Source organism: Pelagibius litoralis, from assembly GCF_011683915.1.
Taxonomy (GTDB): domain Bacteria; phylum Pseudomonadota; class Alphaproteobacteria; order Kiloniellales; family Kiloniellaceae; genus Pelagibius; species Pelagibius litoralis.
Map to the genome: position 1 here is coordinate 67,645 of NZ_JAAQPH010000021.1, position 24,845 is coordinate 92,489.

30 protein-coding genes are annotated in these 24,845 nt (G+C 57.1%); 18 read left to right on the top strand and 12 right to left on the bottom strand.

The annotated features are described in order from the left end of the window. Nucleotide 1: 1 nt before the first annotated feature. The 5 genes from HBA54_RS22485 to HBA54_RS28800 all read right to left on the bottom strand — a co-directional run bounded on the left by HBA54_RS22485 (nt 2) and on the right by HBA54_RS28800 (nt 4,276). Entirely contained in the window at nt 2–1,306 is a 1,305-nt protein-coding gene (locus HBA54_RS22485) for a glycosyltransferase family protein (RefSeq protein WP_167228919.1), read from the bottom strand. A gap of 232 nt (nt 1,307–1,538) precedes the next feature. Next, nucleotides 1,539–2,108: a glycine-rich domain-containing protein gene (locus tag HBA54_RS22490; RefSeq protein ID WP_167228813.1), complete on the bottom strand. Its 570-nt coding sequence runs from the start codon at nt 2,106–2,108 to the stop codon at nt 1,539–1,541. A gap of 127 nt (nt 2,109–2,235) precedes the next feature. Continuing rightward, nucleotides 2,236–2,931, bottom strand: a complete 696-nt coding sequence (locus tag HBA54_RS22495) for a GntR family transcriptional regulator (protein ID WP_167228921.1) — start codon at nt 2,929–2,931, stop codon at nt 2,236–2,238. Nucleotides 2,932–3,523: 592 nt separating this feature from the next. Continuing rightward, nucleotides 3,524–3,862 carry a nuclear transport factor 2 family protein gene (locus HBA54_RS28795; protein WP_205944841.1) on the bottom strand — a complete coding sequence of 113 codons (339 nt, stop codon included), beginning with the start codon at nt 3,860–3,862 and terminating at the stop codon, nt 3,524–3,526. Between the two features lie 138 nt (nt 3,863–4,000). Continuing rightward, nucleotides 4,001–4,276, bottom strand: coding sequence for a nuclear transport factor 2 family protein (locus tag HBA54_RS28800; RefSeq protein ID WP_205944842.1), 276 nt, complete (start codon nt 4,274–4,276; stop codon nt 4,001–4,003). A gap of 92 nt (nt 4,277–4,368) precedes the next feature. On the opposite strand from HBA54_RS28800, the gene HBA54_RS22505 reads away from it, so the two are divergent. Then, entirely contained in the window at nt 4,369–4,734 is a 366-nt protein-coding gene (locus HBA54_RS22505; RefSeq protein ID WP_167228924.1) for a winged helix-turn-helix transcriptional regulator, read from the top strand. Here HBA54_RS22505 and HBA54_RS22510 read toward each other — a convergent pair. Further along, nucleotides 4,731–5,594 carry an AraC family transcriptional regulator gene (locus HBA54_RS22510; protein ID WP_167228926.1) on the bottom strand — a complete coding sequence of 288 codons (864 nt, stop codon included), beginning with the start codon at nt 5,592–5,594 and terminating at the stop codon, nt 4,731–4,733. The two genes, HBA54_RS22505 and HBA54_RS22510, sit on opposite strands and share 4 nt — an antisense overlap. A gap of 58 nt (nt 5,595–5,652) precedes the next feature. Between HBA54_RS22510 and HBA54_RS22515 the strand changes: the two genes are divergently transcribed. The 12 genes from HBA54_RS22515 (at nt 5,653) to HBA54_RS22570 (ending at nt 16,865) form a co-directional block, all read left to right on the top strand. Beyond that, complete coding sequence (locus HBA54_RS22515; protein ID WP_205944843.1) at nt 5,653–7,131, top strand: aldehyde dehydrogenase family protein; 1,479 nt, start codon at nt 5,653–5,655, stop codon at nt 7,129–7,131. A gap of 311 nt (nt 7,132–7,442) precedes the next feature. Then, nucleotides 7,443–8,336, top strand: a complete 894-nt coding sequence (locus HBA54_RS22520) for a branched-chain amino acid ABC transporter permease (protein WP_205944844.1) — start codon at nt 7,443–7,445, stop codon at nt 8,334–8,336. 15 nt (nt 8,337–8,351) lie between these two features. Then, nucleotides 8,352–9,137 carry a coniferyl-alcohol dehydrogenase gene (locus HBA54_RS22525; protein ID WP_167228930.1) on the top strand — a complete coding sequence of 262 codons (786 nt, stop codon included), beginning with the start codon at nt 8,352–8,354 and terminating at the stop codon, nt 9,135–9,137. A 14-nt stretch (nt 9,138–9,151) separates the two neighbouring features. Further along, nucleotides 9,152–10,597, top strand: coding sequence for an aldehyde dehydrogenase (locus HBA54_RS22530; RefSeq protein WP_167228932.1), 1,446 nt, complete (start codon nt 9,152–9,154; stop codon nt 10,595–10,597). Between the two features lie 8 nt (nt 10,598–10,605). After that, nucleotides 10,606–10,989, top strand: a complete 384-nt coding sequence (locus tag HBA54_RS22535; protein ID WP_167228934.1) for a nuclear transport factor 2 family protein — start codon at nt 10,606–10,608, stop codon at nt 10,987–10,989. Nucleotides 10,990–11,052: 63 nt separating this feature from the next. Further along, complete coding sequence (locus HBA54_RS22540) at nt 11,053–11,847, top strand: SDR family NAD(P)-dependent oxidoreductase (RefSeq protein ID WP_167228936.1); 795 nt, start codon at nt 11,053–11,055, stop codon at nt 11,845–11,847. Nucleotides 11,848–11,920: 73 nt separating this feature from the next. Then, nucleotides 11,921–13,090: a 4-hydroxybenzoate 3-monooxygenase gene (gene pobA / locus HBA54_RS22545; RefSeq protein WP_167228939.1), complete on the top strand. Its 1,170-nt coding sequence runs from the start codon at nt 11,921–11,923 to the stop codon at nt 13,088–13,090. A 324-nt stretch (nt 13,091–13,414) separates the two neighbouring features. Continuing rightward, nucleotides 13,415–13,798: a 4-carboxymuconolactone decarboxylase gene (gene pcaC / locus HBA54_RS22550; protein WP_167228941.1), complete on the top strand. Its 384-nt coding sequence runs from the start codon at nt 13,415–13,417 to the stop codon at nt 13,796–13,798. Next, nucleotides 13,788–14,519: a protocatechuate 3,4-dioxygenase subunit beta gene (gene pcaH, locus HBA54_RS22555; protein WP_322096092.1), complete on the top strand. Its 732-nt coding sequence runs from the start codon at nt 13,788–13,790 to the stop codon at nt 14,517–14,519. Before pcaC ends, pcaH begins: the two co-directional genes overlap by 11 nt. Next, nucleotides 14,519–15,124: a protocatechuate 3,4-dioxygenase subunit alpha gene (gene pcaG, locus HBA54_RS22560; RefSeq protein ID WP_167228943.1), complete on the top strand. Its 606-nt coding sequence runs from the start codon at nt 14,519–14,521 to the stop codon at nt 15,122–15,124. Before pcaH ends, pcaG begins: the two co-directional genes overlap by 1 nt. Continuing rightward, nucleotides 15,117–15,971 carry a 3-oxoadipate:acetyl-CoA acetyltransferase gene (locus HBA54_RS22565; RefSeq protein WP_167228945.1) on the top strand — a complete coding sequence of 285 codons (855 nt, stop codon included), beginning with the start codon at nt 15,117–15,119 and terminating at the stop codon, nt 15,969–15,971. Before pcaG ends, HBA54_RS22565 begins: the two co-directional genes overlap by 8 nt. A 237-nt stretch (nt 15,972–16,208) precedes the next feature. Continuing rightward, nucleotides 16,209–16,865 (top strand): IS6 family transposase, encoded by a 657-nt coding sequence (locus HBA54_RS22570; RefSeq protein WP_167228947.1) that lies wholly within the window; start codon nt 16,209–16,211, stop codon nt 16,863–16,865. A gap of 473 nt (nt 16,866–17,338) precedes the next feature. Here the strand turns inward: HBA54_RS22570 and HBA54_RS22575 are convergent, their stop codons facing one another. Next, on the bottom strand, nt 17,339–17,974 hold the full coding sequence (locus HBA54_RS22575; RefSeq protein ID WP_167228949.1) for a TetR/AcrR family transcriptional regulator: 636 nt from the start codon (nt 17,972–17,974) through the stop codon (nt 17,339–17,341). 70 nt (nt 17,975–18,044) lie between these two features. Between HBA54_RS22575 and HBA54_RS22580 the strand changes: the two genes are divergently transcribed. Genes HBA54_RS22580 through HBA54_RS29940 form a run of 4 tightly spaced genes read left to right on the top strand, consistent with a single transcriptional unit; the run spans nt 18,045 to nt 19,815 of the window. Then, nucleotides 18,045–18,581 carry a redoxin domain-containing protein gene (locus HBA54_RS22580; protein ID WP_167228951.1) on the top strand — a complete coding sequence of 179 codons (537 nt, stop codon included), beginning with the start codon at nt 18,045–18,047 and terminating at the stop codon, nt 18,579–18,581. A gap of 24 nt (nt 18,582–18,605) precedes the next feature. Further along, nucleotides 18,606–19,004, top strand: coding sequence for a nuclear transport factor 2 family protein (locus tag HBA54_RS22585; protein ID WP_167228953.1), 399 nt, complete (start codon nt 18,606–18,608; stop codon nt 19,002–19,004). Between the two features lie 52 nt (nt 19,005–19,056). Then, entirely contained in the window at nt 19,057–19,506 is a 450-nt protein-coding gene (locus HBA54_RS22590) for a YybH family protein (RefSeq protein ID WP_167228955.1), read from the top strand. A gap of 30 nt (nt 19,507–19,536) precedes the next feature. Continuing rightward, complete coding sequence (locus HBA54_RS29940) at nt 19,537–19,815, top strand: cytochrome b (protein WP_367575719.1); 279 nt, start codon at nt 19,537–19,539, stop codon at nt 19,813–19,815. Here HBA54_RS29940 and HBA54_RS22600 read toward each other — a convergent pair. The 4 genes from HBA54_RS22600 to HBA54_RS22615 form a co-directional block, all read right to left on the bottom strand. Then, nucleotides 19,789–20,193 carry a hypothetical protein gene (locus HBA54_RS22600; RefSeq protein WP_167228960.1) on the bottom strand — a complete coding sequence of 135 codons (405 nt, stop codon included), beginning with the start codon at nt 20,191–20,193 and terminating at the stop codon, nt 19,789–19,791. The two genes, HBA54_RS29940 and HBA54_RS22600, sit on opposite strands and share 27 nt — an antisense overlap. Nucleotides 20,194–20,231: 38 nt before the next feature. After that, entirely contained in the window at nt 20,232–20,675 is a 444-nt protein-coding gene (gene mscL / locus HBA54_RS22605) for a large conductance mechanosensitive channel protein MscL (protein ID WP_167228962.1), read from the bottom strand. A gap of 124 nt (nt 20,676–20,799) precedes the next feature. After that, a complete protein-coding gene (locus tag HBA54_RS22610; RefSeq protein ID WP_205944845.1) occupies nt 20,800–21,909 on the bottom strand; it encodes a peptidoglycan-binding domain-containing protein in 1,110 nt (369 codons plus the stop codon). A 55-nt stretch (nt 21,910–21,964) separates the two neighbouring features. Next, a complete protein-coding gene (locus tag HBA54_RS22615) occupies nt 21,965–22,372 on the bottom strand; it encodes a DUF4332 domain-containing protein (protein WP_167228964.1) in 408 nt (135 codons plus the stop codon). Between the two features lie 682 nt (nt 22,373–23,054). On the opposite strand from HBA54_RS22615, the gene HBA54_RS22620 reads away from it, so the two are divergent. Then, nucleotides 23,055–23,330 carry a hypothetical protein gene (locus HBA54_RS22620; protein ID WP_167228966.1) on the top strand — a complete coding sequence of 92 codons (276 nt, stop codon included), beginning with the start codon at nt 23,055–23,057 and terminating at the stop codon, nt 23,328–23,330. A 78-nt stretch (nt 23,331–23,408) separates the two neighbouring features. Here the strand turns inward: HBA54_RS22620 and HBA54_RS22625 are convergent, their stop codons facing one another. Further along, the gene (locus HBA54_RS22625) at nt 23,409–24,839 is read right to left on the bottom strand and encodes a sigma-54-dependent transcriptional regulator (protein WP_240932833.1); all 1,431 of its coding nucleotides are present in this window, start codon (nt 24,837–24,839) and stop codon (nt 23,409–23,411) included. Nucleotides 24,840–24,845 lie beyond the last annotated feature (6 nt).

Below are 24,845 nucleotides of genomic sequence, written 5' to 3' on the forward strand. Positions count from 1 at the left end.
GTTACTCCAATGCACCCAACCGTTTAAAGGCCGCAGCAACTAAGGATATCGGATCCCGCCTGCCGCCCAACGATTTTTCCAAGACACGAGAGAGAACCTTCCCATTGTAGGCGAGCTGTCGCCGATGATTCCGCTGCCGCAGTAGTTGGAGGAGAGCCTTTCTGAGCTCGTCAATGTCGGAGGGGTCCGTCACCATCTCGCAGTTTTTACCCTTCACAAGGTGTTCGTTGAGCCCTGATTTCTTTGCGCTCTCGGCAGAGCATAGGATGCTGCTACCAGCCCTCAGACCCTCACGCAGCAATCTGGGTTGATGAATACAAACAGGAAAGCAGTGGTCGAGGATGCATAGGATGTCGCACATGCCGAGCAAGGAGGGCATCATCAGCGGATGCACAATCGGCATCAATAAAGTGCGATCTAGCAAGCATTCCGCCTCACCATTCAATGCGTCAAGGATCGGATTCAGATGTTGCTCATCGCCTGAAACGCAGAGCAGAAACCGAAACGCGATATCCGGTTCCATTCGTTGGATTTGTGACAACGCCTCCACGAGGAAATGGTGACCTTTGCTCACGTGGGCCTTGCCAAAGATAGCGATAACTGGAAGCTCTGAAGTAAATGTCGTCTGAGGCGGCTGGTAGTCGCGAAAGAGATTCCGGATTTCGGTGCCGCTGTCCGCATAGAAGCTGCGATAATCGAAGCTGGCGACGATTTCGTCCATCTCTTCACGCTCAACAACGATTCTTTGCCGCGCAAGCGCATTTGGCTGTGACTGTAGGAGCTGGCAGGATCGCGCGCCCATACGGTTCAACAAGCGCGTCGCATCATCTCCTGCGCTAACAATACAGGCTGCGCGCGGAATGATCGCCTCATAGCAAGATCGCAGATCGCGATACCTCGATAGCCGAGCGAGATCAGTTCCGGCATGGATCAGGCCAAAGGGTTTGTTGTCCAGCAGGCACGCAAAGGCGGCGGCGAGGCCGTAGGGATACAAGTACCAACCAACGACAAGATCAACGCTCTCCGAGCGCAACATCGAATGGGTTAGACCGGTCAACTGCGCACAATGAGGGGCGGCCCAGGGAATGAACGCACGCTCCGCGACAGGCTCTGACGCGACGAGTCGCAGCTTGCCACCAGCATCAAAGTTTTTAGGTGGATCAATTGCTACTCTGTTTGTCGGTACTGCAGCGGCCGAGTTGGTAACGACAATAACCTCGTGCCCATTATCTAACGCGTCTAGAGCAGAAAAATAAGCGATAGTGCTGACACCGCCCTGAAGCGGTGGGAATTTTCCGACGACCAAGATTCTCATCCGACCCATCGATTTGCCGAAAACTTGCAATCCAAAAAAAGTCGATGCGGCGTGATGCAATCTAGACGAAACAGGGAGAGGCCAAGAACCGATAGCCTTGGTTCTTTCCCGGCGACCGCTCACTACCCGGTACCACCGATCCGGTCAGGTATCGGTGGTACCCGCTTGTCTTGATTGCTGTTTCTCCCGCTCCAAAGCGCTACTTTTTAAAAGGCTGCCGGTATCAGACAGGGTCTGGATCTGAGGGATCGGGATCGTCGGGGCCGCCGGGGTCCGTACCACAAGCACGGCAAAGGCTCATGGTGGCTGCTGGGAAGCTCCTGATATCCGGCCAAACGTGTGCCGGCGGCTTTTCTCCGAACAACACGGTGTAGTCTGTAAGAAACTTCCCATACCACTCCACCGTGTCGTTTGACTCGACGTTGTCACCCTTTGCGTTGGCGTCGTACATTCGTTCGGGAAAATGGTGGAGATACCGTCCAACACACTGCTGGCAGAACACATGATACTCCCTGGTATAGAGGATGAACTCATGCCAGAGATCGTCCACCGGACCCGCCATTCCGTAGTCGTATTGTGGGTTGAGCGTTGTGAGCACAAAATATCGTTTCAGCTCTTTTTCGTATTCTTGCGCCACATCCGAAGCGATGTCGTGTTTCTCCGCGAACTTCGCCACCACATGGGACATAGGGTATTCCATGATGTGCTGCACCACATCGTTGATTGATCGCGATACACCGGCCTGAGCTGGCTGGGCCTGTCTCGCTACTGTTTGAGTTGCGTTTGCTACCACTTGTAGACCCTCCATTATTTGTTTGAAATGGAAGACTAGATAAAGCAGGACAGGTATAAATATTAAACGATATTCTTATAATATATTCTCGATATATATGACAAATATATGTAACGTATAAATCAATCTAGGGCAGAATAAATATTTGATTATTATCGTTTATTCTATAAATTACTTCTTTGTAGAGATCCACAGCCGCGGCGCATCGCCGCTTGAATGAGCTGTCGATCACCGCAAGGGCAGCGTCTTTTTCGCGCGCCCTGAGTGCATCGGTGAACAATCGCCGTTCGATGCTGTGATCCCGGTAGTCAAACCTGATCGAGAAATCAATGCACCGCACCAAATGCATTTGATCAATTCCAACTCTTATCACATTAGTGATTTGGTAATTATTTATTATCTCGAGTATTTTTTTGTAGAAATCCTCAAGCTCTTCAGAGTAAATAGTATTTTCATCCTTATTTTCGCAGTCAATTCTCTTTAAATAAAAAGATTCTGTTATAGCTGACAGCCGTTCCTCGTCATCAATATTAGTGATTTTTTCAACAGCATAGCGTAGCGCAAAATTCAGTAACTCATAATGAGAGAGGATGCCGTCAATCGTAATGGGATTGACGAAGAAGCCTCGGTTCGGGTGATGATCGATGAGTCCTTCGGCAAAGAGGCGCATTAAAACCTCCCGCAATGGAGTTGGACTAATACCCAATCCTTGCGCGGTCGGATGTATCGCGATGACCTCTCCCGGATGGTATTGAAACTTTCGGATCCGCTGCCGGATTGTGTGATAAACTATTTGATGGCAACTCGGCATCGGATGCTCCATCAAAACTAAGCGTTACCGCAGTAGTCGCACATTTTTTTGTGTCGTTTTAGAAATCACGAACGCTAGGCAAATCAACTGTTCTGCCGCAAGCATTGGGCGGAAGCTGATTACAGCGCATGCATATGTCGGACAAGCCTTGGAGTAACTTATGCATCCCCATGGCGACTGATATCCGGCGCTCCCACAACCAAGGTGAGAGCAACAGTCTCGACATTAAGAGTTACCAAGCTCCGTGTTGCTTAAGCGGCTCTCCAATCGCGCAAAAAGCACTTATGCACCATAAATTGTAATCGATGATCAACAGGCATGGTGAACGAATATCGTGACATCAAAATGGCCTGCCCCCTTTGACCGGCTCCAGATGCTGAGTTAGAGAGATTTGGCAGTGAGCTTGCCCCCAACGTTGGGGGCAAGCTCAAGCGACTAAGAGTCTAAACTAAGGCGTGGCACCATCCGTGGGGGCGGGTCATGGCCGGTTTGAGCCCAAACTCCCTAGACCGCGAAACGCAATCAAGTCCGCTTTGCCGATTCTGACCACAGTTGCTCCCAATGAAGTGGAGGTGCGCCCTCTGCACACCTCCGAAGCAAGCTGTCAGAATTTGCCGTTTTCGTGGGCCATTTCTGTCGGAATCTCCGAGATTACGTCCCAGTGCTCGACGATCTTGCGGTTTTCCACCCGGAAGAGATCAAAGAAGGCCGTCGGCGTTCCGCCAAATGTCCTCTCCGATCCGGTGAAGGCAAAATTACCCTGCGCCACCACCAGCGGCGTCTCATTGTACACCATCTCAATGCCCTGATCGGCTAGCGACTCCAACGCCGCACCTAGGCCGTTGAGATTGTCGGCGATCTGTGGGTTGTACTGTGCATAGGAATCGGCGGAGATGAAGTCAGTGATGTTAGCCGTATCGCCACCTTGAAGTACCGTTGTCACAAAATCGATGACAAGCTTCTTGTTGTCTTCGGTCTTATCCAGGTCCGCAACCTCGGTCGGCCCGATGGATTCGGGCCGGCCAATGGCCGGAGATTATCCCAGTGCTCGGCGACCTTGCTGTCTTCCACGCGAAACAAGTCAAATGCTACAAGCGTTTTTACCGCCAAACAGTTGGGCGTTACGGTAGGTCGAGTGGACGACGACCATGTCGCCTTCGGCGATCACTCGGTGCGGCTCGATCATGATACCGCTCTCCTTCAATGCGGGAATGAGTTCGATGATCGGTGCGGCACCGGTGGGTACGGCCGGGTTGTGTTGAATGTAGTCGGGCTTCATCAGTTCGCTGGCGGCGTCGGCATTGAAATTGATGAAGACCGCAGTGGCAAAAGCCAGAACGACTTCCGCAGAAGTCATGGATTATTCTTTCATCGGCGATTGATCCTGGGGTGCAGATTTAGTATCAAATTTGCACCAAGTATCAATTACGCACTATAAAGGAACCTGGTATGCCGCAGGTAACTGCGGCGACGAAAGAGGATGGGCAGCTCTGCCCGGTCCAGAATGTGCTGGCAAAGGTTACCGGCAAATGGCAGTGCCTGATCGTTCTTGCCTTGGAAGATGGCCCTCAGCGTTTTGGTCAAATCAAGCGCCTGATCGGTGACATCACGCAAAGGGTTCTGACCGAAAACCTTCAAACCCTTGAGCGTGACGGTTATCTGACCCGAACCGTGCATCCCGGACCTCCAGTCGCTGTGTCCTACGAGTTGACGGATCTTGGGCAGGAACTGGTTGGAGTGCTCAAACCACTGGTGATCTGGGCATCCGAGCGGTTCGACCGGATCATTGCTGCGCGGGAACAGTACTACGCCTAAGGCCAATCCGAGAAACCGCGGCGCAGTTCATTCAGATCGTCGCCGCCCAGGCGGGAGACGATTGCGCGATAGGCACCCGGCGACATGTCCGTCCGTCGTTTGAAGAAATGGCTGAAGCGCGATCCATCCGCAAAGCCAAGATCGGCGGCAATCTTTTTCAGAGGGTGGCCTGAGTTCTCCAGGCGCGCTTTGGCCTCCGCAATCAAGCGCTCATGGACCAGCTCCGCCGGCGTGCGCCCTGTCACGCGTTTGCAGATGCGGTGCAGGCGGTCATATTCCACACCCAATTCATTAGCGTAAGCGGAGATCTGCCAATGGTCTCGATAATGCAACTCCACCAAATGCCGGAACCGACGCAATATGTTGGCTTGCTCAACTCCTTTTTCCATCGGCTCGGGATTGTGAACCCGTAACGCGGTGATCAGCAGAAGACGCAGATAGGCCGAGAGCGTCATGGGCGAGCGGAGCTCTGCCGTCTCCATCTCATGACCAAACCAGCTAAACATCTTCTCGACCTGCGGGATCTTGGGCTTCTCCTCGAGCTGCGCGTTAAACGCCCGTTCTACCAACATCCGCAGATGCACTGACTCGGCGCGTGCTCCGATTGCGTCGAGGAGGATCGTGTCGCTGAGCCCCAAAAGCCGTGCCCCTGACCCAGCATCCAGTTTGAGCTGCGGGCGGGACGAGCCGGGCCAGAAACAAAGCGCGGGACCGGTGATCTTTTCCTCCGCTTCACCCCAAAGAAGCACTCCCTGATGCAGAAACAAGAGCGTTGCAAAACGGTCAGGGAATCGCACCCGCAAGGTGCGTTGATGTAAGGCCTCGCGTTCATCCTGAACGATCGCATAGTCGTCATTCATGCCAATTCTGCCAGATCTGAACAATAAATATCAAGATATATGCATTTCATGCGCATATATGAGCAAGCTATCGTTAAACAAGGGAGGCCGAGCTTGCTCGGACAAAAAAAGAAAAATGAATGCGCTGGTATCGAATGACCGTCTTCAAGACGATCATCTCATCTTGAGAGAAAGCCCCGCGACCGGAGAGGTCGTAAGCCGCGAGCATTCCCATGATCGCGACCAGTGTCTGCGCTTTGCTGCCAGGGCGGCGGCCGCCTTTCCGAGATGGTCGGCAACCCCAGCCGTCGAGCGCGCCGAGCACTTGGTCGCAGTGGCAGCTCTGTTGGAAGAACGCGCGGACAGCTTCCGTTTGGCCATGATCGAAGAAACCGGCGCGCCGGTGAAGTGGGCCACACACAACATCACTTTTGCGGCTCGCCTCCTGCGCGGGGTCGCAAGCTATGCCGGTCTCCTCGATCAGCCAGAAATCATTCACGATGAAAACGGCTTTGTAAGCCGGGTCGAACGCGCGCCCTGTGGGGTCTGCCTTGGGATCACGCCTTGGAATGCGCCATTGATCTTGGGGATGCGGGCGATAGCAGCGCCGCTCCTTTGCGGCAACACCGTTCTCCTGAAGGGTAACGAATTTGCTCCGCGCACTTTCCGGCTGTTGGGCGAGGCGGTGCGCGATGCCGGGATTGGCGAAGATGTGGCCCGTGTACTGATCTGCCCGGAAGATGAGAGCGAGGCCATCGTTGATGCCTTGATCGAAACACCGGTCGTGCGGCGCATCAATTTCACCGGATCAACCCGCGTTGGAAGACGCGTTGCAGAACTCTGCGCGCGGCATCTCAAGCGCCCCTTGCTGGAGTTGGGCGGACAAGCCCCGATGCTGGTTCTTCAAAATGCAGACCTCGATCTGGCTGCGAAAGCCGCCGCGAGCGGCGGCTATCTGAACCAGGGCCAGGTCTGCATGTCGACCGAACGGATTATCGTCGACGATGTCGTGGCTGATGATCTGATCGAGCGGATCGACGCGCTACGAACAGGCCTTACCCTTGGGGATCCGACAGACCCGACGAGTGATCTTGGCCCGGTAATCAACATCTCGGCTGCCGAACGTTTGTCGGGCTTGGTGAGCGATGCGATTTCCAAAGGTGCGCGGCTCGTCGGCGGCGGCACGATGGGCGATGCGTTCTTCCAGCCGACCCTCCTCGACCGGGTAGAGCCCGATATGCGGCTCTACAACGAAGAAGCCTTTGGTCCGATTCTGTCGGTCACGCGGGTCCGCAATGGCGAGGAGGCCGTGACCGTCGCCAATGATAGCGAGTATGGCCTAGCGGCCTCTGTTTACTGCCGGGACGTGCGCCGCGCGGAAAGTGTTGCGCGCCAGATCCATACCGGTATCTGCCACATCAACCGTTCAACCGTCGACGATGACCCACACGCGCCTTTCGGTGGCGTGAAGTCCAGTGGGTATGGCCGGTTTGGCGGGCGTTGGGCGCTCGATGAATTCACTGAACTGCGCTGGATCTCTTGTACTGCAGGCTCGTGAAATAAAGCTCAAAGGGAGGACTCAGATATGACGCTGGAATTGACGCAACGCTCGGTCCTACTCGGAACCGGGGCGGCTCTCGGAACCTTTGCGTTAGGCCGGGCCCAAGTCCTGGCAGACGCCGCCGTGCCACTGAAAATCGGCTTCATCAGCCCGGTCTCGGGCCCCTTGCAGGCTTTGGCGAAACAGATGGCTATGTACTCGCAAAGGCCAGAGAGGCGCTTGCTGATGGCGTCGCAATGAATGGCACTGGCTATACCGTTGAAATCCTTGACCGCGACACGCAATCCGACCCGGCCCGCGCCGGGCAGTTGGCGCGCGACCTTACGGGGCGCGCCGTGACGCTTCTTGTCTACATTCTGCTCGCGGTCATGTGGAATGCACTGGCTGACTTCGCCGGGCTCGTTTCCATCGGTCAGACGCTGTTCTTCGGTCTGGCCGCCTATACCACGATCCGGTTGGCCGATGTGGGGTTGGATCCCTATCTCGCCATCCTCGCGTCCGTCGCCACCGGTGCGGGGCTTGGTTATGTGACGTCGCTATTCATGCTGTCGCTGAAGGGCGGAGAGTTCGCAATTGGCATGTGGGTGCTATCCTCGCTGGCGCACCTCTGCGTGAACCTCGACCCCCTTATTCAAGGCGAGACCGGCACCTCGCTGATCTCACTCAACGCCTATCCCATCGAGACGCGCTCGAGCCTGACGCTCTGGCTCGCCCTGGGACTGACGGCGGCCGTCTTGCTGACGCTTTTTACGCTCCTGCGCAGCCCTACACGTGCCGCGGTCAATGCCATCCGGGATGACGAACTTGGTGCGAAATCCATCGGCATCGATGTCATGCGCACAAAGCGTATCATCTTTGTCCTCGCCGCCGCAGGCACCGCCGCTGCCGGAGCGCTGTGGCTCGCCTCGAATCTCAACTTCCAGCCGCGCGTCTTCTTCGGCGTCCATTGGACGGCTTACATGATCTTCATGGTCTTGGTCGGCGGACTTGGTCGCATCGAGGGCGCAATAATCGGCGCCATCCTCTTCTTCGTCATTGAAACCTTCTTCGCTACCTATGGCGCCTGGTATCTCGTCGGGCTCGGCGCGGTCGCGGTCTTCGTTGCGCTCATTTTGCCGAAGGGCCTTTGGGGCTGGATCGGACCGCGCCTGCCGGGAGAGGCCATCCCCACCGGCTATATCGTCGAAAAATCAAAAGCCTAAAGGGAGGAAACCCAAATGCTGCTGGGCAAGAACATCGTCGTGACCGGTACGGCATCCGGGATCGGCAAACGCACTGCGGAACTGGCGGCATCCATGGGAGCCAATGTGTTTTCCGTGGACCGCAATACGCCTGAGAATCCGGTCGGGCATTTCACTCCGGCAGATCTCGGCTCGCCAGAAGGCGTACAGGCGCTCATCGACCAGTTGCCGTCAGGCATCGACGCGTTGGCCAATGTGGCTGGTCTTTCGGGGACACCCGGGGCCGTGCTGACGATCGCGGTGAATTTCCTGGGGTTGCGCGGGCTTTCGATCGGATTGGCGCCGAAGATGAACCAGTGCGGGTCGGTCATCAATGTGGCGTCTATCGCGGGCTTTGGTTGGCGTCCCAACGTGGAAAAGACGAAGAAGGCCGTCGCCGTTGAGGGCTTCCCCAACCCGGAGCAGTTCTGTAAGGACCATGGCGTCACGGAAGAGAACAGCTATCCGACCTCCAAGGAGTTCCTGCTCCTCTGGACTTACAAGGCTGCCCACGATCCAGTCTTCAAGGATCGCAACATCCGCGTGAATGCGGTGAGCCCCGGGCCAGTCGAAACACCAATCCTCAAGCAGTTCCGCGATGTCCTGGGCGACGAGCGGGTGGATAGTGACATAGCCCGCGTGGGTCGCGCCGGCACCGCGGACGATGTCGCGCCGTCGATCCTCTTCCTCGCCTCGGACGGGGCACGTTGGGTCAACGGAACAAACCTTGCCTGCGACGGCGGGCTTGAGGCCTCTGTGCTCGCGGAAGCCATGGAATTCTAAGGGAGAAACGCAAAATGACGATGCATATGCTAATCGGTGGCGAGAGCACGACGGCCGTCGGGAACAAAACCTTCGACCGACATGATCCTGTGACGGGCGAGGTCGCGACAACCGCTGCGGCAGCGTCGGTCGAGGATGCGCTGAAGGCCGCCCAAACAGCCGGCGCAGCCTATCTGGAATGGTCGAAGACCGGACCGGGGGTACGACGCGGGTTGCTGCTGAAGGCGGCCGATGCGCTGGAGGCACGGGTGGAAGAAATCATCGGGCTGATGATCAAAGAGACCGGCGCCACCGGACCCTGGGCCGAATTCAACTGCACGCTGGCCGCTGGCATGCTGCGAGAAGCCGCCTCGATGACAACGCAGATTACGGGCGAGGTCATCCCGGCGAACAAGCCAGACACGCTCGCCATGGCACAGCGCAGGTCACTGGGTGTGTGTCTCGGCATCGCACCCTGGAACGCGCCGGTGATTCTGGGAGTGCGCGCGGTGGCCATAGCAATTGCCTGCGGCAATACCGCGATCCTCAAAGCGTCGGAGCTATGTCCGGCGACGCATCTGGCCATCGGTCAGGCGTTTCGCGATGCGGGCTTTCCAGATGGCGTGATGAACGTCGTCACTAACGCGCCGGAGGATGCGGCGGATGTAGTGAACGCGCTCATTGCAGCTCCGGAAGTACGGCACGTAAATTTCACTGGGTCGACCAATGTGGGCCGGATCATCGCGCAGGAAGCGGCGAAGTATCTGAAGCCCGTCCTCCTCGAACTCGGTGGCAAGGCTCCGATGATCGTCCTCGAAGATGCGGACCTCGAAGGCGCTGTGAACGGTGCAGCCTTCGGCGCATTCATGAACCAGGGTCAGATCTGCATGTCAACCGAGCGCTTTATCGTCCACGAGGGCATTGCAGACAAGTTTGTCGAAGCCTTCGCGGCCAAGGCAAATGCGCTGCTTGCGGGCAATCCGCGGAACAAGGTCGTTCTCGGCTCGCTCGTCACTATGGATGCGGCCGAGAAGATGGACGCGCTCATAGGCGATGCCACCGCCAAGGGGGGCAAAGTTGTCGCGGGCGGCACTCGCGACGGTACTATCGTCGATGCAACGCTGATCGACGGTGTCTCGCCCGAGATGCGCATCTATCAAGAAGAAAGCTTCGGCCCTGTCAAATGCATCATTCGTGTCGCTTCTGACGAAGAAGCAGTCCGGGTGGCAAATGACACCGACTATGGGCTCTCGGCCGCGATCTATTCCTCTAACATCCAGCGTGCACTGAGGGTTGCAGATCAGATCGAAAGCGGCATTTGCCATATCAACGGCCCTACGGTGAGCGATGAGGCGCAGATGCCCTTTGGCGGCGTCAAAGACTCGGGCTACGGACGCTTCGGCGGCAAGGCGGCAGTCGAGGCTTTCACCTCTACACGCTGGGTCACGATCGAAGATCCTGGCCAGCACTACCCATTCTGAGGTCAGCCATGCCGGATTTAGAACGAAACAAGCGCAACGCAATCGCGTTCTACGAACAGATGTTCAATGCCTGCGATCCGCGCGGCGCCGTGGGGACCTACGTTGGGGCAGAGTATATTCAGCACAACCCCCATGTGGTCTCAGGCAAGCAAGGCTTCATCGACTATTTCGAGCGCATGGCCGCCGAGTACCCGGGCAAGAAGGTCATCGTGAAGCGCGCCTTCGCAGAAGGCGATCACGTCATCCTCCATTGCCACCAGATCTGGCCAGGCGACCTTGAGTACGCGGGCATCGACATTTTCCGCCTCGATGAAGCAGGAAGGATCGTAGAGCACTGGGACATCTTGCAGGAGATGCCGAAGACAAGTGCCCACCAAAACGGGATGTTCTGAAATGACCCGAAGCTCGCATCCCAACCACTCATAACGTGCCGTTTACAAAGGAAAGACCACACAATGGTTGATCGACTTAACGGGAAAGTTGTGCTGTTGACGGGCGCAGGTGGAGGCCTTGGGGCCGCACAGGCGCGTCTCATGGCGAAGGAAGGGGCGACTGTAATGCTCGCCAACCTGCCAGAAGATCCCATCATTGCGGAAGGCAAGCCACCCACGGAGCTCTGGGACAACGCACAGACCGTCGTAAAGGAAATCCGCGACGCCGGTGGCAAGGCGGACGTGGTCGCGCTGGACGTGACGAAAGAGAACCAGTGGGAGACGGCGGTGAGAAAGACCGTCGATACCTTCGGCAAACTCGACGTGCTGGTAAACAATGCGGGCATTTACTACCACGCAGGTCTTCTCGACCACACCGTCGACAAGTTCCACCAGATCGTGAATGTCAACCAGCTAGGTGTTCTTCTCGGTATGCGGGCAGCGGTGCCTGCGATGAAGGGCGCAGGCGGCGGGTCGATCATCAACTTCGCTTCGATATACGGCATCTCGGGCGCCGGCGTCTCCACGGCCTACCAATCCACCAAGGGTGCGGTGCGGCTGATGACGAAATCGGCGGCGTTGGAATTCGTGGGCGATAACATCCGCATCAACGCGATCTGCCCGGGCATGTTCGATACCAACCTCTTCGAGAGCTCGGTGCCCAGAGAAGCCTGGAGCCCACTGGTTGACTTGGTGCCCATGAAGCGTTTCGGCAAGCCGGATGAGATCGCCTACGGCGTTGTCTTCCTCGCTTCCGACGAGTCGTCATTTATGACTGGCGCCGATCTGGTGATCGACGGAGGCTACACCTGCCCGTGACGGCCCATCTCTCGACACTTCCCGGCCCCATCGGTCCGGGGCAGGGTCGGCAATCGCAAAAGGAACGGCAGACATGAGGACGCAGGTTGTAATTGTCGGTGGCGGTCCTTCGGGGCTGTTGCTCAGCCTGCTTCTGGACAAACACGGCATTGACAGCGTCATCTTGGAGCGCAAGACGAAGGACCACGTCCTAAGCCGAATCCGGGCGGGTGTACTGGAGCGCGGCCTGGTCGGCCTTCTGCGGGAGGTGGGCTGCGCCAGCCGTTTGGAGCGTGAGGGCTACGTACACGATGGAACCATCCTGTCGTTCGAGGATGAGCGCATCGGAATAACCTTCACTGACCACGTGGATGAAACCGTGGTTGTCTATGGCCAGACCGAAGTGACGCGAGACCTTTACGAGGCGCGCGAAGCCGCCGGCGGCAAAATCGAATTCAACGTCGAAGATGTCATGCTGGACGATGTCAGGACGGACAGCCCATTCGTCACTTATTGCGTGGCGGAAGAGGGTCGGCGAATCGACTGCGACTTCATCGCGGGGTGCGACGGCTTCCATGGGGTGAGCCGCAAGTCCATCCCTGCGGAAGTACGGCAGGAGTTCGAGAAGGTCTACCCTTTCGGCTGGCTCGGTATCCTGTCCAAAACGCCGCCGGTGGAGGACAAACTGATCTATGCCTCGTCCAAACGCGGCTTTGCCCTGTGCTCCATGCGTAACGAGAACCTGAGTCGCTACTACATTCAGTGCGATCTGGACGACAGAATCGAGGACTGGTCGGATGACGCCTTCTGGGACGAGCTGAGGCGCCGCATCCCGAAAGACGCCGCCGACAAGCTTGTCACCGGTCCGTCGATCGAGAAATCCATCGCGCCGCTCCGCTCCTTCGTGTGTGAGCCGATGCAATGGGGCAAGCTGTTCCTCTGCGGCGATGCGGCTCACATTGTGCCGCCAACAGGGGCCAAGGGCCTGAACACCGCCGCCTCGGACGTCCATTACCTCTACAATGCGCTTGTGCAGTTCTATCTAGATGGCGATCGCACGGGCATTGATGGCTACTCGGAAAAGGCGCTTGGACGGGTCTGGAAAGCCGAGAGATTCAGCTGGTGGATGACCAGCCTTCTACACCGCTTCCCCCATCAAGGGCCGTTCGACCTCAAGATGCAGCAGGCCGAGATCAGTTTCCTGAAGTCCAACCGCGAGGCGCAAAGCGTGCTAGCCCAAAATTACGTTGGGCTGCCGTACTGATGTACGTGGAAAGACCGGATCAGGAACGGCCGCACTGGCGTCAGGACGGGGATCCTGACGGAATGCCCGATGTGCTTGCTAACTCGCTGGGAACTGACCTTCGGCCTTGGAACAGTGTCCTCCCCCATCTGCCTGAGTGCCTACACCTGATCCGGTTCGATGCGCGGGGTCACAGGCGCTCCGCCTGTTTGTCTCCGCCTCATTCGCTTGAGGGCCCTTGCGAGGGTACTGAAGCGCTGCGCGATCGGTTGGGGCTCGGGTCCTGTGTCGAAGCGTTCGAGACCTTCGCCCGGTTGGTCACACCTGACTTCAAGGGGGCCGCACATGCCTGATCGCAGCACCGAGGGTATGAAAGTGCGCCGCGCTGTTCTCGGCGACGCCCACGTGGGTCGCCCCGAGGCTGCGAAAACACCCTTGGACGAAGCGTTCCAAACGCTCATCACCGAAAGCGCCTGGGGCACCGTATGGGCGAGCGACGGGATCACGCGGCGCGAGCGATCGATGCTCACATTGGCCCTACTGGCCGCACTTGGGAACTTTGAGGAAATACCGATGCATATCCGCGCTACGATAAACACGGGCGCCAGCAAACAGGACGTGATGGAGGCGTTCCAGCACGTCGCCATCTATGCTGGCATTCCGCGCGCGAACCATGCTCTGAAGCTCGCGAAACAAACCTATACCGAGATTGAGGCCAATGATGCTTAAGCCCGCCGAATTCTACCAACGCGACCGCAACTGGCACCCGCACGCCTTTGCGCCGGACTACAAGACATCCGTCACGCGCTCACCGCAACGGGCGCTGATCAGTCTGGAACAGGGACCGAGCGAGATCACCGGCCCGACCTTCGGCCACAATGACGTCGACCCTATCGACCGAGACCTCCTGTCGAACTACGCCGCCAAGGGGCAAAGCCCGATCGGCGAGCGGATGATCCTGCACGGACGCGTTCTGGACGAAAACGCACGGGCATTACCGGACACGCTGGTTGAGATTTGGCAAGCTAACGCGGGCGGCCGATACCGGCACAGAAAGGACACCTATCTTGCGCCGATCGACCCTAACTTCGGCGGCTGTGGTCGCACACTCACGGATGAAAATGGTTATTACTCGTTCCGCACAGTGAAGCCCGGCGCCTATCCGTGGCGGAACACGGTCAACGACTGGCGTCCGGCGCACATCCATTTCTCGATCTTCGGGCACAGCTTTTGCCAGCGGCTCATCACGCAGTGCTATTTCGAGGGCGACCCCCTGATCGTCCGATGCCCCATCGTCAATGCGATTCCCGACGCAAAGGCGATCGATCAACTCACTGCCGCGCTGGACCTGAACGCGACCATCCCGCTCGACACCATCGCCTACAAATTCGACATCGTTCTGCGCGGTCGGCGGTCGACACTGTTTGAAAACCGACTGGAGGGGAATTGATGGCACAGAAGCTCGGCCACTTGAAGGAAAGCCCTTCGCAGACAGCAGGGCCATATGTCCACATTGGCCTCGCTCCCAAGGCGGCGGGGTTCGATATCTTTGAGCATGAACTCGGGTGGGATATCGCTGGGGCAAGTGCAGCGGGTGAACGCATCCGGATCGAAGGACTGGTGATCGACGGAACAGGGTCGCCCGTCAAGGATGTACTCCTAGAGGCCTGGCAGGCCAATGCGGCCGGTGTCTATCCCGGTGCTGGCGAGGTAGAGGACGGGTTTCGCGGTTGGGGCCGTGTCATTACCGATTTCGAGACTGGACTCTGGGGATTTGAAACGGTGAAGCCTGGGTCAGTGATGGGGCGGGATGGTCGGATGATGGCTCCGCATATCAACCTCTGGATTGTGGCGCGCGGAATCAACGTCGGGCTGAACACGCGACTTTATTTCTCCGACGACCCCGACGCAAATGCCGCCGATCCGGTCATCAACCTGATTGAATGGGAGAATCGACGCGCCACGCTGATTGCTGAACGCCAGGAGAGCGAACCGCTCTATCGCTTCGACATCCGGCTTCAGGGCGAAAATGAAACAGTGTTCTTCGATGTCTGAATCAAGAAAGAAACCCTGCATTATCTGTGTGGCGATCAACGGTTCACTGCCGACCAAGGCCAATAACCCTGCTGTTCCTATTACCGTAGACGAGCAAGTCGAAAGCACCCAAGAGGCGTTTGAGGCCGGTGCGAGCATCGCCCATTGCCACGTCCGCAACGATGACGAAACGCCAAGCTCGGACCCAGAGAAGTTTGGCCGCCTTAAAGAAGGCCTAGAGAAACACTGCCCAGGGATGATAATCCAATTCTCAACCGGTGGTCGCTCAGGGGCGGGCAAAACTCGTGGCGGGATGCTGCCGCTCGCCCCGGACATGGCGTCACTCGCGGTCGGGTCGAACAACTTTCCGACACGGGTCTATGAAAATCCGCCCGATCTGGTTGACTGGCTGGCCAGCGAGATGCTGGCCTATTCCATAAAACCGGAAATTGAGGCCTTTGACCTAAGCCATATCCATCAGGCGGTCGCGATGAACCGGGATGGCCGCATTGCAGGGCGGTTGTACATTCAGTTCGTTATGGGTGTAAAAAATGCGATACCTGTGGACCGCGACGTCTTTGAGTACTACGTCAAGACCGTCCATCGCCTTACACCCAGTGCGGAATGGTGCGCCGCAGGTATCGGCCGGCATCAGATCACCCTGAACGAATGGAGTGTCGCAGCAGGGGGGCACGCACGCACAGGCCTTGAAGACAATGTCCGCTTCGACCGCGACACCCTTGCACCGTCAAACGCGGCGCTGGTTAAACGTGTCGCCGCCATCTGCGAGGCGCATGAGCGCCCCGTCGCAACATGGCAAAAAGCGCGAGAAATCCTAGGACTGTGGCCGGTGCGGCTCGTTGCCTAGCGATGGCTTCGGGCGTCTTTTCGCATCCTTGGCTGAGCGGTCATTTTGGTGACGATGAACTCATAGGTCATCTTTCGGCTGAGATGATGCTTTCCAATATGTTGCGATTCGAAGCGGCATATGCTCGAGCGCTTGGCGCAGCCGCGCGGGTCGACCCCGCACTTGCGAAACACTGCGCCAAGGCTCTGTCACAGGAACGAGCTGGCCGGATCGATGACAGCCCGTTAGCTTTGTCTCATGTCTAAGGTCTCATATGCCCGTCATCATTCTCCACCGAGTGTCATCCGCTATGCCGTCTGGTTATACCTGCGGTTCAACTTGAGTCTCAGGGACGTCGAGGACTTGCTGGCTGAGCCTGGCTTGGACATCTGCTACGAGACCGTCCGCCGTTGGGTCGTGAAATTCGGAACGGCCTACGCCAGGAATTTGCGCCGGCGCCGGCCAACGGCAAGTGATCGCCGGATGTATTTGTGGCGCGCTGTCGATGCTGAAGGCGAGGTACTCGACATCTTGCTCCAGCCGCGGCGAGACAAGCGTGCTGCCAAGAAACTGATTCGGAAACTGCTTAGGAAGCAGGGCATTTCACCAACTGCAGTCGTGACTGACAAGCTACGTTCCTATGGCGCGGCGTTGGGAGATCTCGGACTTAAAGAACGCCACGAGACAGGCGGCCGACTGAATAATCGTGCTGAGAATTCCCATCCGCCGGTGCGGCGGCGAGAGCGATCGTGGATCGGCTTTAAGCGGCCAGGATCGACGCAACGATTTCTCTCTACCCACGCCGTCGTCTACAACTGCTTCAACCTCCAACGCCACCTCTTCTCCAGACGCACACTCAAAACCTTCCGAGATGTGACATTCACCGAATGGCGGATCGCTACCCAGGCTGCGTGACACAGACGTATTCTCCCGAACCCCTTTATTCACTTCGCGAAGATGTGACAGTGCCGTCTCATATGCTGCATCCTCAAAACTGGAAAGCCAGAATAAATCACGCTCTATCGACCAGCATTGAAAAGTCGGTGCAAGCCACAGCCTCAGCGCCACTATCGCAGAGGTGACGACTTGTGGGAATGCACAGCAGGGGTGCTGAACGCCGTGCTCAAAATCGGTGACCGTCGGTCGGCCCAACCCGGCGACCGCGGCGAGGCCATCTTTGGGACAAGTCGAGCAGATTACGCCCTGCCCGGCCGAAATCGGGAGATACCCGCAATGGGTCGCCTTGGGCCAAAGCTCTGGGTCCCGGATTGGCCAGGAGCGGTCGCTCGTCGGGTTTACAGCGAAGGGCCGGTTTGAGCCCAAACTGCATTATGCTGCAGCGTGCGCAGATGTCTGCTTCTCGACATCGGCATCTTTCTCGCAAGCGGCTAGTGCCGTGGCGCTGAAGGTGATTGAGCCGGTGCCACCACAGCGGCGACGTTTTTCTCGATGTCGGCTATAAGCTCGCGTTCGGTGAATCCAGCGCGTGCTCTGAAGACCAGTCCTTGCCGCAAATCAAAGAGCAACTTTGCTCGCGCCCTGCACGGGAAGTCGACTGGCAAGGTCCCTTGTGACGCTTCCAATTCGAAGCGTGCGGCAATTCGGTCGTCAGTGGCTTTGATGGCTTCACGCAACAACTCCGCCGTCCCGTCTATATGCCCCGCACTTGTCGCAACGCAGGAAGCCAGAAAGCAGCCCTTTGCACCGCTTCCATGATGCGTTGAATAGTCGATGGCCGCCTCGAAAAATGCGCGCACGGCCTTCCGGATGTCGGACTCTGTTTCCAGGGCAACCAACGGCGCGCAGGCATCCTCATTCGCGTAACGGTTGATGGCCTCAAGATAGAGCCCATGCTTGTCGCCGAATTCGGCGTAGAGGCTGGGGCTGTTGATCCCCATAGCGTCGGTTAGCAGCTTCATCGACGCGCCCTCATAGCCCTGTTTCCAGAACACACCGATGGCCTGCAGCAGCGCTTGATCACGATCAAACGTTTTAGGGCGGCCTACTTTTTTTGTGTCGTTCATTACAAAACCCTTGACTTGCCGTTTTCGATGTATTTTATAACGATCATCACAAAACATAAAGAGATTAAGAATGACCTCACAGAAACTCCCTGCTGGGTTGCAGTTCCCGGGTCTGGTTGTCCCGCGTCTCGGCGGTGGATCGATCGCCTTGGGAAAACCAGAAGATGGCTTGGATTGGCAGATGGTCGTCGTCTATCGCGGCAAGCATTGTCCGATGTGCACGACGTATCTCAAGGAACTTGCAGCGCTTCGGGATGACTACCGCGCCGTTGGTGTTGACGTTGTCGCTGTGTCCGCTGATCCGCAAGACAAGGCCAGCGATCAGATGGTGTTGGTCGATCCAAACTATGCTGTTGGCTATGACCTGAGCGTCGAACAGATGCACACTTTGGGTCTCTATGTGTCGAATCCGCGCTCTGAACAGGAAACAGATCGCCCCTTTGCGGAGCCGGGTATTTTTGTTGTCAACGCCGAGAACAGGGTACAGGTCACCGACATCTCAAACGCGCCATTTGCGCGGCCCGATCTGAAGACACTGCTTGGTGGCCTTCGGTTCATCCGTAGCCCCGAAAACAACTACCCCATCCGGGGCACTCTGGCCGCATAACCTCTTCCATGAAAGGAAAGACCAATGGCACGTGATAACGCACGTGAAGCTGAGGTTCGTCAGGCAATTCACGACCTCATCCAAACCGCGACCTCTTACGATGTGGACGTGTTGGATCGCATCTATCACGACAGTCTGCATGTCGTGATGATCGACACGGATCACAATGTGAGTACGGCTGACAAAGCTGCATTCAAAGGCCTCTTCTCCTCCAAGCGAGATGCCGGCGATCCGCCGATGAACACTTGGGCAAAATACCATCGCATCGATGTCGATGGGACTAACGCCCATGTTCTTTTGTCGCGCAAGAACGATCTGAGCGGCACGAATATGGACCTCATCCTGAGTATCGATCTCATCCACGAAGATGGGCGCTGGCAGGTAACCCGTGAAGTAATTTTCCTACGCCCCGAAGACGTCTGACCCCCAGAAGACCAACTCTCAAAATCGCTAACCTGAGTGAAAGGACAAGACGATGCGCTTGCTCTCCTCCCTCTCGGCCATTGCCTTTGCAGCCCTGGCCACGACATCCTCTTTCGCTGAAAACAGCGACATTCAACAGGAACTGACCGCTTACAATGATCGCTTCAATGAGATCGTTGCAAACTACGATCTTGAAGCCTTTCTGGCACTCTACAACGATGCGCCGCTCTGGGTCGCACCGGAAAAACCGCCTGTCGCCGGTCTCGACGTTCCTGCTGGTACCTTCAGGTTTATCGTCGAGAACGAAGGTGTCTTCTCACACAGCTTTGACCACTTCTTTGTCTCTGATGACGGCACTCAAGCCGTGATGATCGGTGATTATGATCTCAATGTCGAAAAAGTCGGCGTCGCTGCGAAGGGCACGTATCTCTTTGTACTCGCACGTAATGGGACCCAATGGGACATCGTCGTCGATATGTATAACCAGCACAGCGCTGAATGATCACTCCCGCCGCGATGTCGTATCCTCCCGATGGTATCGCGGCTTATTGTAAAGGAGCTAGATGTGACAACATATGATCGCATCTCTCGGTTCAACCATTGGACTGCTGCAATCCTGTTTCTGACGATGCTGGGATTTGGTTTCTATCTCGCCTATGGCGGTCTTGAGATGCCGCAAAAACTACCGTTGATCGTGAACCACAAGGCAATGGGCGTTCTGCTACTTGTTTGGGGTATCTGGCGCGTCGGTTACCGGTTTCGCCCAAGTCCCTCGACGTTACAGCTATGCGATTTCACCATCCAACCATAGTAGTGCTTCCCGAGCGGTGTCTGTAGTGAAGACTTTGGCGCCCTGTTGCATGGCGAAGTTACACATCGCTGCTTCGTAGCAGTCGACGGGATCGTTCACCATCGCCAATCTAGCTTCATGCAAACAGAGTAACCTGCCAAGTTTCCTGCCAAATACGCGGACCTGATTCATGCAGAGATCTTGTGGATGGCTCCTCTTGACAATCAAGATGGTTTGCACGCCGCCCATTAAGCTCTCGACAATAAGGTCATAAACGTCATCGTCGATGACCTCAGTTGCCTTCTCTCCGAACTCGATGAAAAGTCGCCTGTCCAAAACTGACGACGTGAAAGTGCCTTCTTTGCTCGGTTCCAAAGTATCATCTCGCTCTTCAATCATCTGCGCGAGCTTGGAGCCGCGCGCAGATGATCGGTTACTTACGCAGACGCCAGTTCGGCTGTACAATGCCCGCAGCGCGTCGCCTTGATCGGAATCGTCGAAAGGCAGTGCGGGCAATCCTTCGTCGTTGACTCTGCAGGCGCCACTTCCTCTTGCCTCTTCATCTGGTTCATCTGGCGGATCACCATGAAGATCGCGAAGGCGACGATCAGGAAATCGAGCACGGTGTTGATGAAGACGCCGTAGTTTATGGTCGCCGCGCCGGCTTCCTGCGCTGCCGCCAGGGTTTCATAGCTTTGGCCTGTGAGGTTGATGAACAGCTTGCTGAAGTTCACGCCGCCCATAAGCAGGCCGATTGGCGGCATGATGATGTCCTTCACGAGGGAACTGACGATCTTTCCGAAAGCTGCCCCGATAATGATACCCACCGCCATGTCGACCACGTTGCCGCGCATGGCGAAATCCTTGAACTCCTTAAGCACCCCTAATTCTCCTTGCTGAGAGCATCATGCAGTTTCATGGAAGCTGCATAAGCGCGCTCCGGGCGACGGCGGCCTCAAATCCTGAAGCCGCCGTCTTGCCGTAGCCGTTATTGCTGTACTTCGTTCAACCCGTAGTGCCGCTGAGGCTCACGCCCAGCGCCTTGAGAGTTTCCATCGTGAGCTGGCCGCTGGCCAAGCCCTTGGCTTTTTGGAAGGACTGAACGGCGGACATGGTATCCGAACCGATCACACCGTCGAGCCGACCGGGGTTGTATCCCTTGCTCAGCAGGGCGTTTTGAATACGCGTTACGATTCCTGGCGTCACGTTCGTCTCGCAGAGAATGGGACGCCATTCCAAGTTGCCCTCGGTGACTTTCTCCGTCTTGGACACCGTCTGGTACTGCGCCGGAATCGCAAGGCGCTTCTCCTTGGAGGGTTCGAGCAGTTTGCGAACCCTCACCGTATCGTACTGTGCGGGAACTTTGACCATCCGCGTAGTAGCCGGCGTGGCGACAACCTGCTTGGTCACGGTCTTGTATTGGGCAGGAACCACCGAGCTCCGGCTTCCCGCTGCCGTCTTCAGCACCTGCTTGGAAACGGTCCTGTATTCAGCCGGCACCTCGACAAGGCACATGATCTCGCCCGTCGCCTCGTTGATCCGCTCGATCGGGCCACGCCCCTTCTTCCAGGTCGTATAGGCCGGCTTGACGAGCACCCTTTCGCTCACGGTCTCATAGATCGCGGGAACGGACTCCATCTGCGTCGAGGCCTCACTCACGAGAACTCTTTCCTGAACAGTCTTGTATGTCGCCGGAACGACCTCCACCCGCTCGCTGGCTTCCTTGACCAGGACCTGTTCCTCGACCCAGCCGTATTTGGCAGGAATGATATCAATGCGTTCGGAGGCCTCCGCCGCGAGGATACGCTCCGAACTTTTTCGGTATTGCGGCGGTACGAAGACCCGGGCGTAGCATTCTCCTGCACTTGCCTTCGGCGGAAGATCCAGATCGCCGGACTTTGCGTATTCCACCTTCGGTCCCTGTTGCTTCAGGCCGGCAAGCTGCTCCTCAAGCGCGGCATTCCTTTCCAGCGAGCTGCCAAGCTCCTGTTTCGAAGTCTCGAGCTCACTTCGCAACGTCGCGACGTCGGGGCTGGTCGTGGCGCTGCAGGCACCCAGCAGTAGCACGCTGCTACCGATGATCATGTGTTTCACGTTTCTCATTTTCTCCTCCATGTGATTCTCGTGCGACTTTCTCCCGCGGTACGAACTACCGCCGGATAGCTGATGCCTAGTGGGCAATAACTGGCCTTAGGTCTTTGGCTCTTTCAATCCAGCTTCGGATCTGGGCCGACGATGGCAGCGTGCGGCTGCGTCGTTGGCGGGCATTGGTCTGCCGCATCGCAACGGCAAGGTTCTCTACGTTCCAACGCCTGAGTTGCTTCACTGAGCCAATGCCGGCCGCCCCGAGCAAATCGGAGTATCGTCTACCGATCCCCTTGATACGCATGAGGTCGACCAGATTGGTCCATTTGAGAAGCAACGGTTCGCTGACACCGGAAGCAGCCGCCATGGCGTTGCGCGCCTGATCTCTGCTGCAAACCTTCAACAGGTCCGTTGTGGTGACGATTCCGCAAAGCTCCAGCTTGCGGCCGTAATACGGACCGATCTCCTCAAGCTCTTGAACCCTATAGCTCATTTACGCTCTCCTACTCTTTTCCGTTCTCGCTTCCTGCCGAGCGCCCCACTGCGGATCGCTGATCCGGAAGGCCGACCATGCAGGCAGCGCACTGCCTTGCGGCGAAGAGTCCGATCACGAGTAAGACGCTTGGTCGATGTCGGGATCGCGCCATATGACGATCCTCCATCGCCGGGAAAATGCCCCAGCCAGATGCAACGCCTCGCATCGAAGACTCTCTACCCTCTCACCGGGATTGCGATCTGCGCCGCGTTTTCCGGTATCGCCATATCGGCAAGTTCCGTGCCAGGCGGTGGATCGCGTGCGGACAGCCCGCGCGAACATCGGCTCAATCTAGGATTTCAGGGGCTTCGTGCGCTCATTCTCGCCAGCACTGCAGTTCCCAGCAATGGGTGCGACCGCCGCCTCCAAGCGTCGGGAACCGGTGGAGCAGCCTTCCATTCTCATTTTGAGACACACTTTGGGACTCAATTTGCAGCAACCGGCCAAGCCGACCACCAAAGCTGCCAAGCGAACAGGATGAAGCCAGACGGACACCGCGCCGCTTGTCTGTTGGGCCACACCTGCATCTGGCACAGGAATTGCTCTTTCGAGAAGATTGGCTCATTAAGGAAGCAAGACTGGCTCATTAAGGAAGCGACGCAATCAACCAGAACAGGCCACAAGGCATAGGCGGCAGCCAATGAAGAGCAGGACGGCGAAGACCGTAGTCATCAGGGAGGAAAAGCATGTGGATAGCATCCAGGCACGGTTGAAGTACTTTGTCATACCCCCAGCCACGCTACTGGCGCCGCAGGTTAAAGCGCTGTCGACCTGGGTGCGTCGTGAGGCAACGATCATTCGAAGAGAACAGCTGGACCGAGCGTTCTTCGCGATTAGCCACGGCTTCGACTATGAAAGAGAGCCCGAACAGGACGACGACACTACCGAGGGCGCCAAGGTACGCAAAGGCAAGTGACCCTTGGCTGCCCTGCCTGCCCTGCTTCAGCGTTATCCGCGGTGGCGGGCAAGCCTCAGCCTTTGCGCTAGCAAGCTATTATGAATTCCAAGCCTTGCGCTTACGGTAGATGGTGGCCGGCGCGATCCCAAGCAGCACCGATGCGGTACGCACATCGCCGCCGCAAAGGTTAATTGCCCGCTCAATCGTTTCGCGCTCGACCTCATCAAGGGGGCGAATGGTCTGTGCCAAGGTCCCCAGATCGGACTCCGGAGGCATTGCGTTACCCCCATTCGAGACGCCGGGCACCGGCATTTCCTGCACCGTCGCCTCGCTGTCTTCGAAAGACCGTCTGTTGCCATTTTGAACGACACTGTCTGGCAACATCTCCGGTGAAAGCTGTTCTCCCTGATGTAACACGACCGCCTGACGAAGAGCGTTCTGCAGTTCCCGAACATTCCCCGGCCAGGAGTGGGCGGTGATCAAGGCCCTTGCCTCATCGTCAAAGCCGCAGAATGCCTTTCCCTCCCGTTCGGCATAGTTTTTCAGCAGAATGTCGGCAATCTCCAAAACATCCTCCGCGCGTTCGCGTAAAGGCGGCAAACGGATGGGTACGACATGAAGGCGGTAGTAAAGGTCTTCTCGAAAGCGGCCCGCAGCCACCTCTTTAAAGGGATCGCGATTGGTTGCGCAAACGAAACGAATGTCCACTTCGACCGGCCGGGCCCCCCCGACCTTCGTGAAGCTGCCGCTCTGAATGAACCGCAAAAGCTTCGATTGCAGGGCCATATCCATTTCGCAGATCTCGTCGAGGAACATCGTGCCGCCATCGGCCAAGCTGGCGGCGCCCTCGCGATCCAGATGGGCACCGGTAAAGGCCCCTTTCACATGGCCAAAGATCTCACTTTCCATGAGATCCTTTGGGATTGCCGCGCAATTAATCGGCACCAGCGCTTTCGCCCGGCGCTTGCTCAGCCGGTGAATGGCCTGCGCACAGAGCTCCTTGCCTGTTCCACTCTCGCCGGTGACGAAAACAGTCGCGTCGCTTGCCGCAGCACTCTCGATGGCGCGATAGACAGCCTGCATCGCCAAGCTGGACCCGACAAAGCCTTCAAACGCCCTGCGGTCGATCCTGTCCCGATAGGTCTCGACCGTTCGGATCAACTGCTGCTTTTCGAGAACGTTCTTGAGCGTCACTTTGAGACGGTCTGCACTAAACGGTTTTACGAGGAAGTCGCTCGCGCCGGCCTGCATCGCTTCGACCGCCGTACGCATGGAGCCGTGCGCCGTGATCACGATGACCGGACAGGCGACACCGCTCGCCGTAAGTTTCTCCAGAACTTCCATGCCGTTCATATCCGGAAGCCTGAGATCCAGCACGACGGCATCCGGCAGTTCATTGCCGATCGCTTCGAGCGCCTCGCCCCCCTTCTCGAGATGCTGAACGATGTAAGGCTCGTCCCGCAGGAACCCTTTGTATGTTCTGGCCAGCGCCACCGTATCTTCCACGAGGAGAATCTTGTACTCCAAAGATCT

Coding starts and splice junctions, on each gene's coding strand:
- HBA54_RS22620 (WP_167228966.1), top strand. CDS start 23,055: ATGAAGAGCAGGACGGCGAAGACCGTAGTCATCAGGGAGGAAAAGCAT.
- HBA54_RS22540 (WP_167228936.1), top strand. CDS start 11,053: ATGGTTGATCGACTTAACGGGAAAGTTGTGCTGTTGACGGGCGCAGGT.
- HBA54_RS22515 (WP_205944843.1), top strand. CDS start 5,653: ATGAGCAAGCTATCGTTAAACAAGGGAGGCCGAGCTTGCTCGGACAAA.
- HBA54_RS22590 (WP_167228955.1), top strand. CDS start 19,057: ATGCGCTTGCTCTCCTCCCTCTCGGCCATTGCCTTTGCAGCCCTGGCC.
- HBA54_RS22525 (WP_167228930.1), top strand. CDS start 8,352: ATGCTGCTGGGCAAGAACATCGTCGTGACCGGTACGGCATCCGGGATC.
- HBA54_RS22585 (WP_167228953.1), top strand. CDS start 18,606: ATGGCACGTGATAACGCACGTGAAGCTGAGGTTCGTCAGGCAATTCAC.
- pcaC (WP_167228941.1), top strand. CDS start 13,415: ATGCCTGATCGCAGCACCGAGGGTATGAAAGTGCGCCGCGCTGTTCTC.
- HBA54_RS22535 (WP_167228934.1), top strand. CDS start 10,606: ATGCCGGATTTAGAACGAAACAAGCGCAACGCAATCGCGTTCTACGAA.
- HBA54_RS22505 (WP_167228924.1), top strand. CDS start 4,369: ATGCCGCAGGTAACTGCGGCGACGAAAGAGGATGGGCAGCTCTGCCCG.
- HBA54_RS22530 (WP_167228932.1), top strand. CDS start 9,152: ATGACGATGCATATGCTAATCGGTGGCGAGAGCACGACGGCCGTCGGG.
- HBA54_RS22580 (WP_167228951.1), top strand. CDS start 18,045: ATGACCTCACAGAAACTCCCTGCTGGGTTGCAGTTCCCGGGTCTGGTT.
- HBA54_RS22565 (WP_167228945.1), top strand. CDS start 15,117: ATGTCTGAATCAAGAAAGAAACCCTGCATTATCTGTGTGGCGATCAAC.
- HBA54_RS22610 (WP_205944845.1), bottom strand. CDS start 21,909: ATGGAGGAGAAAATGAGAAACGTGAAACACATGATCATCGGTAGCAGC.
- pcaG (WP_167228943.1), top strand. CDS start 14,519: ATGGCACAGAAGCTCGGCCACTTGAAGGAAAGCCCTTCGCAGACAGCA.
- HBA54_RS22615 (WP_167228964.1), bottom strand. CDS start 22,372: ATGAGCTATAGGGTTCAAGAGCTTGAGGAGATCGGTCCGTATTACGGC.
- HBA54_RS22495 (WP_167228921.1), bottom strand. CDS start 2,931: ATGGAGCATCCGATGCCGAGTTGCCATCAAATAGTTTATCACACAATC.
- pobA (WP_167228939.1), top strand. CDS start 11,921: ATGAGGACGCAGGTTGTAATTGTCGGTGGCGGTCCTTCGGGGCTGTTG.
- HBA54_RS22575 (WP_167228949.1), bottom strand. CDS start 17,974: ATGAACGACACAAAAAAAGTAGGCCGCCCTAAAACGTTTGATCGTGAT.
- HBA54_RS22570 (WP_167228947.1), top strand. CDS start 16,209: ATGTCTAAGGTCTCATATGCCCGTCATCATTCTCCACCGAGTGTCATC.
- HBA54_RS28800 (WP_205944842.1), bottom strand. CDS start 4,276: ATGACTTCTGCGGAAGTCGTTCTGGCTTTTGCCACTGCGGTCTTCATC.
- pcaH (WP_322096092.1), top strand. CDS start 13,788: ATGATGCTTAAGCCCGCCGAATTCTACCAACGCGACCGCAACTGGCAC.
- HBA54_RS29940 (WP_367575719.1), top strand. CDS start 19,537: ATGGTATCGCGGCTTATTGTAAAGGAGCTAGATGTGACAACATATGAT.
- HBA54_RS22600 (WP_167228960.1), bottom strand. CDS start 20,193: ATGATTGAAGAGCGAGATGATACTTTGGAACCGAGCAAAGAAGGCACT.
- HBA54_RS22510 (WP_167228926.1), bottom strand. CDS start 5,594: ATGAATGACGACTATGCGATCGTTCAGGATGAACGCGAGGCCTTACAT.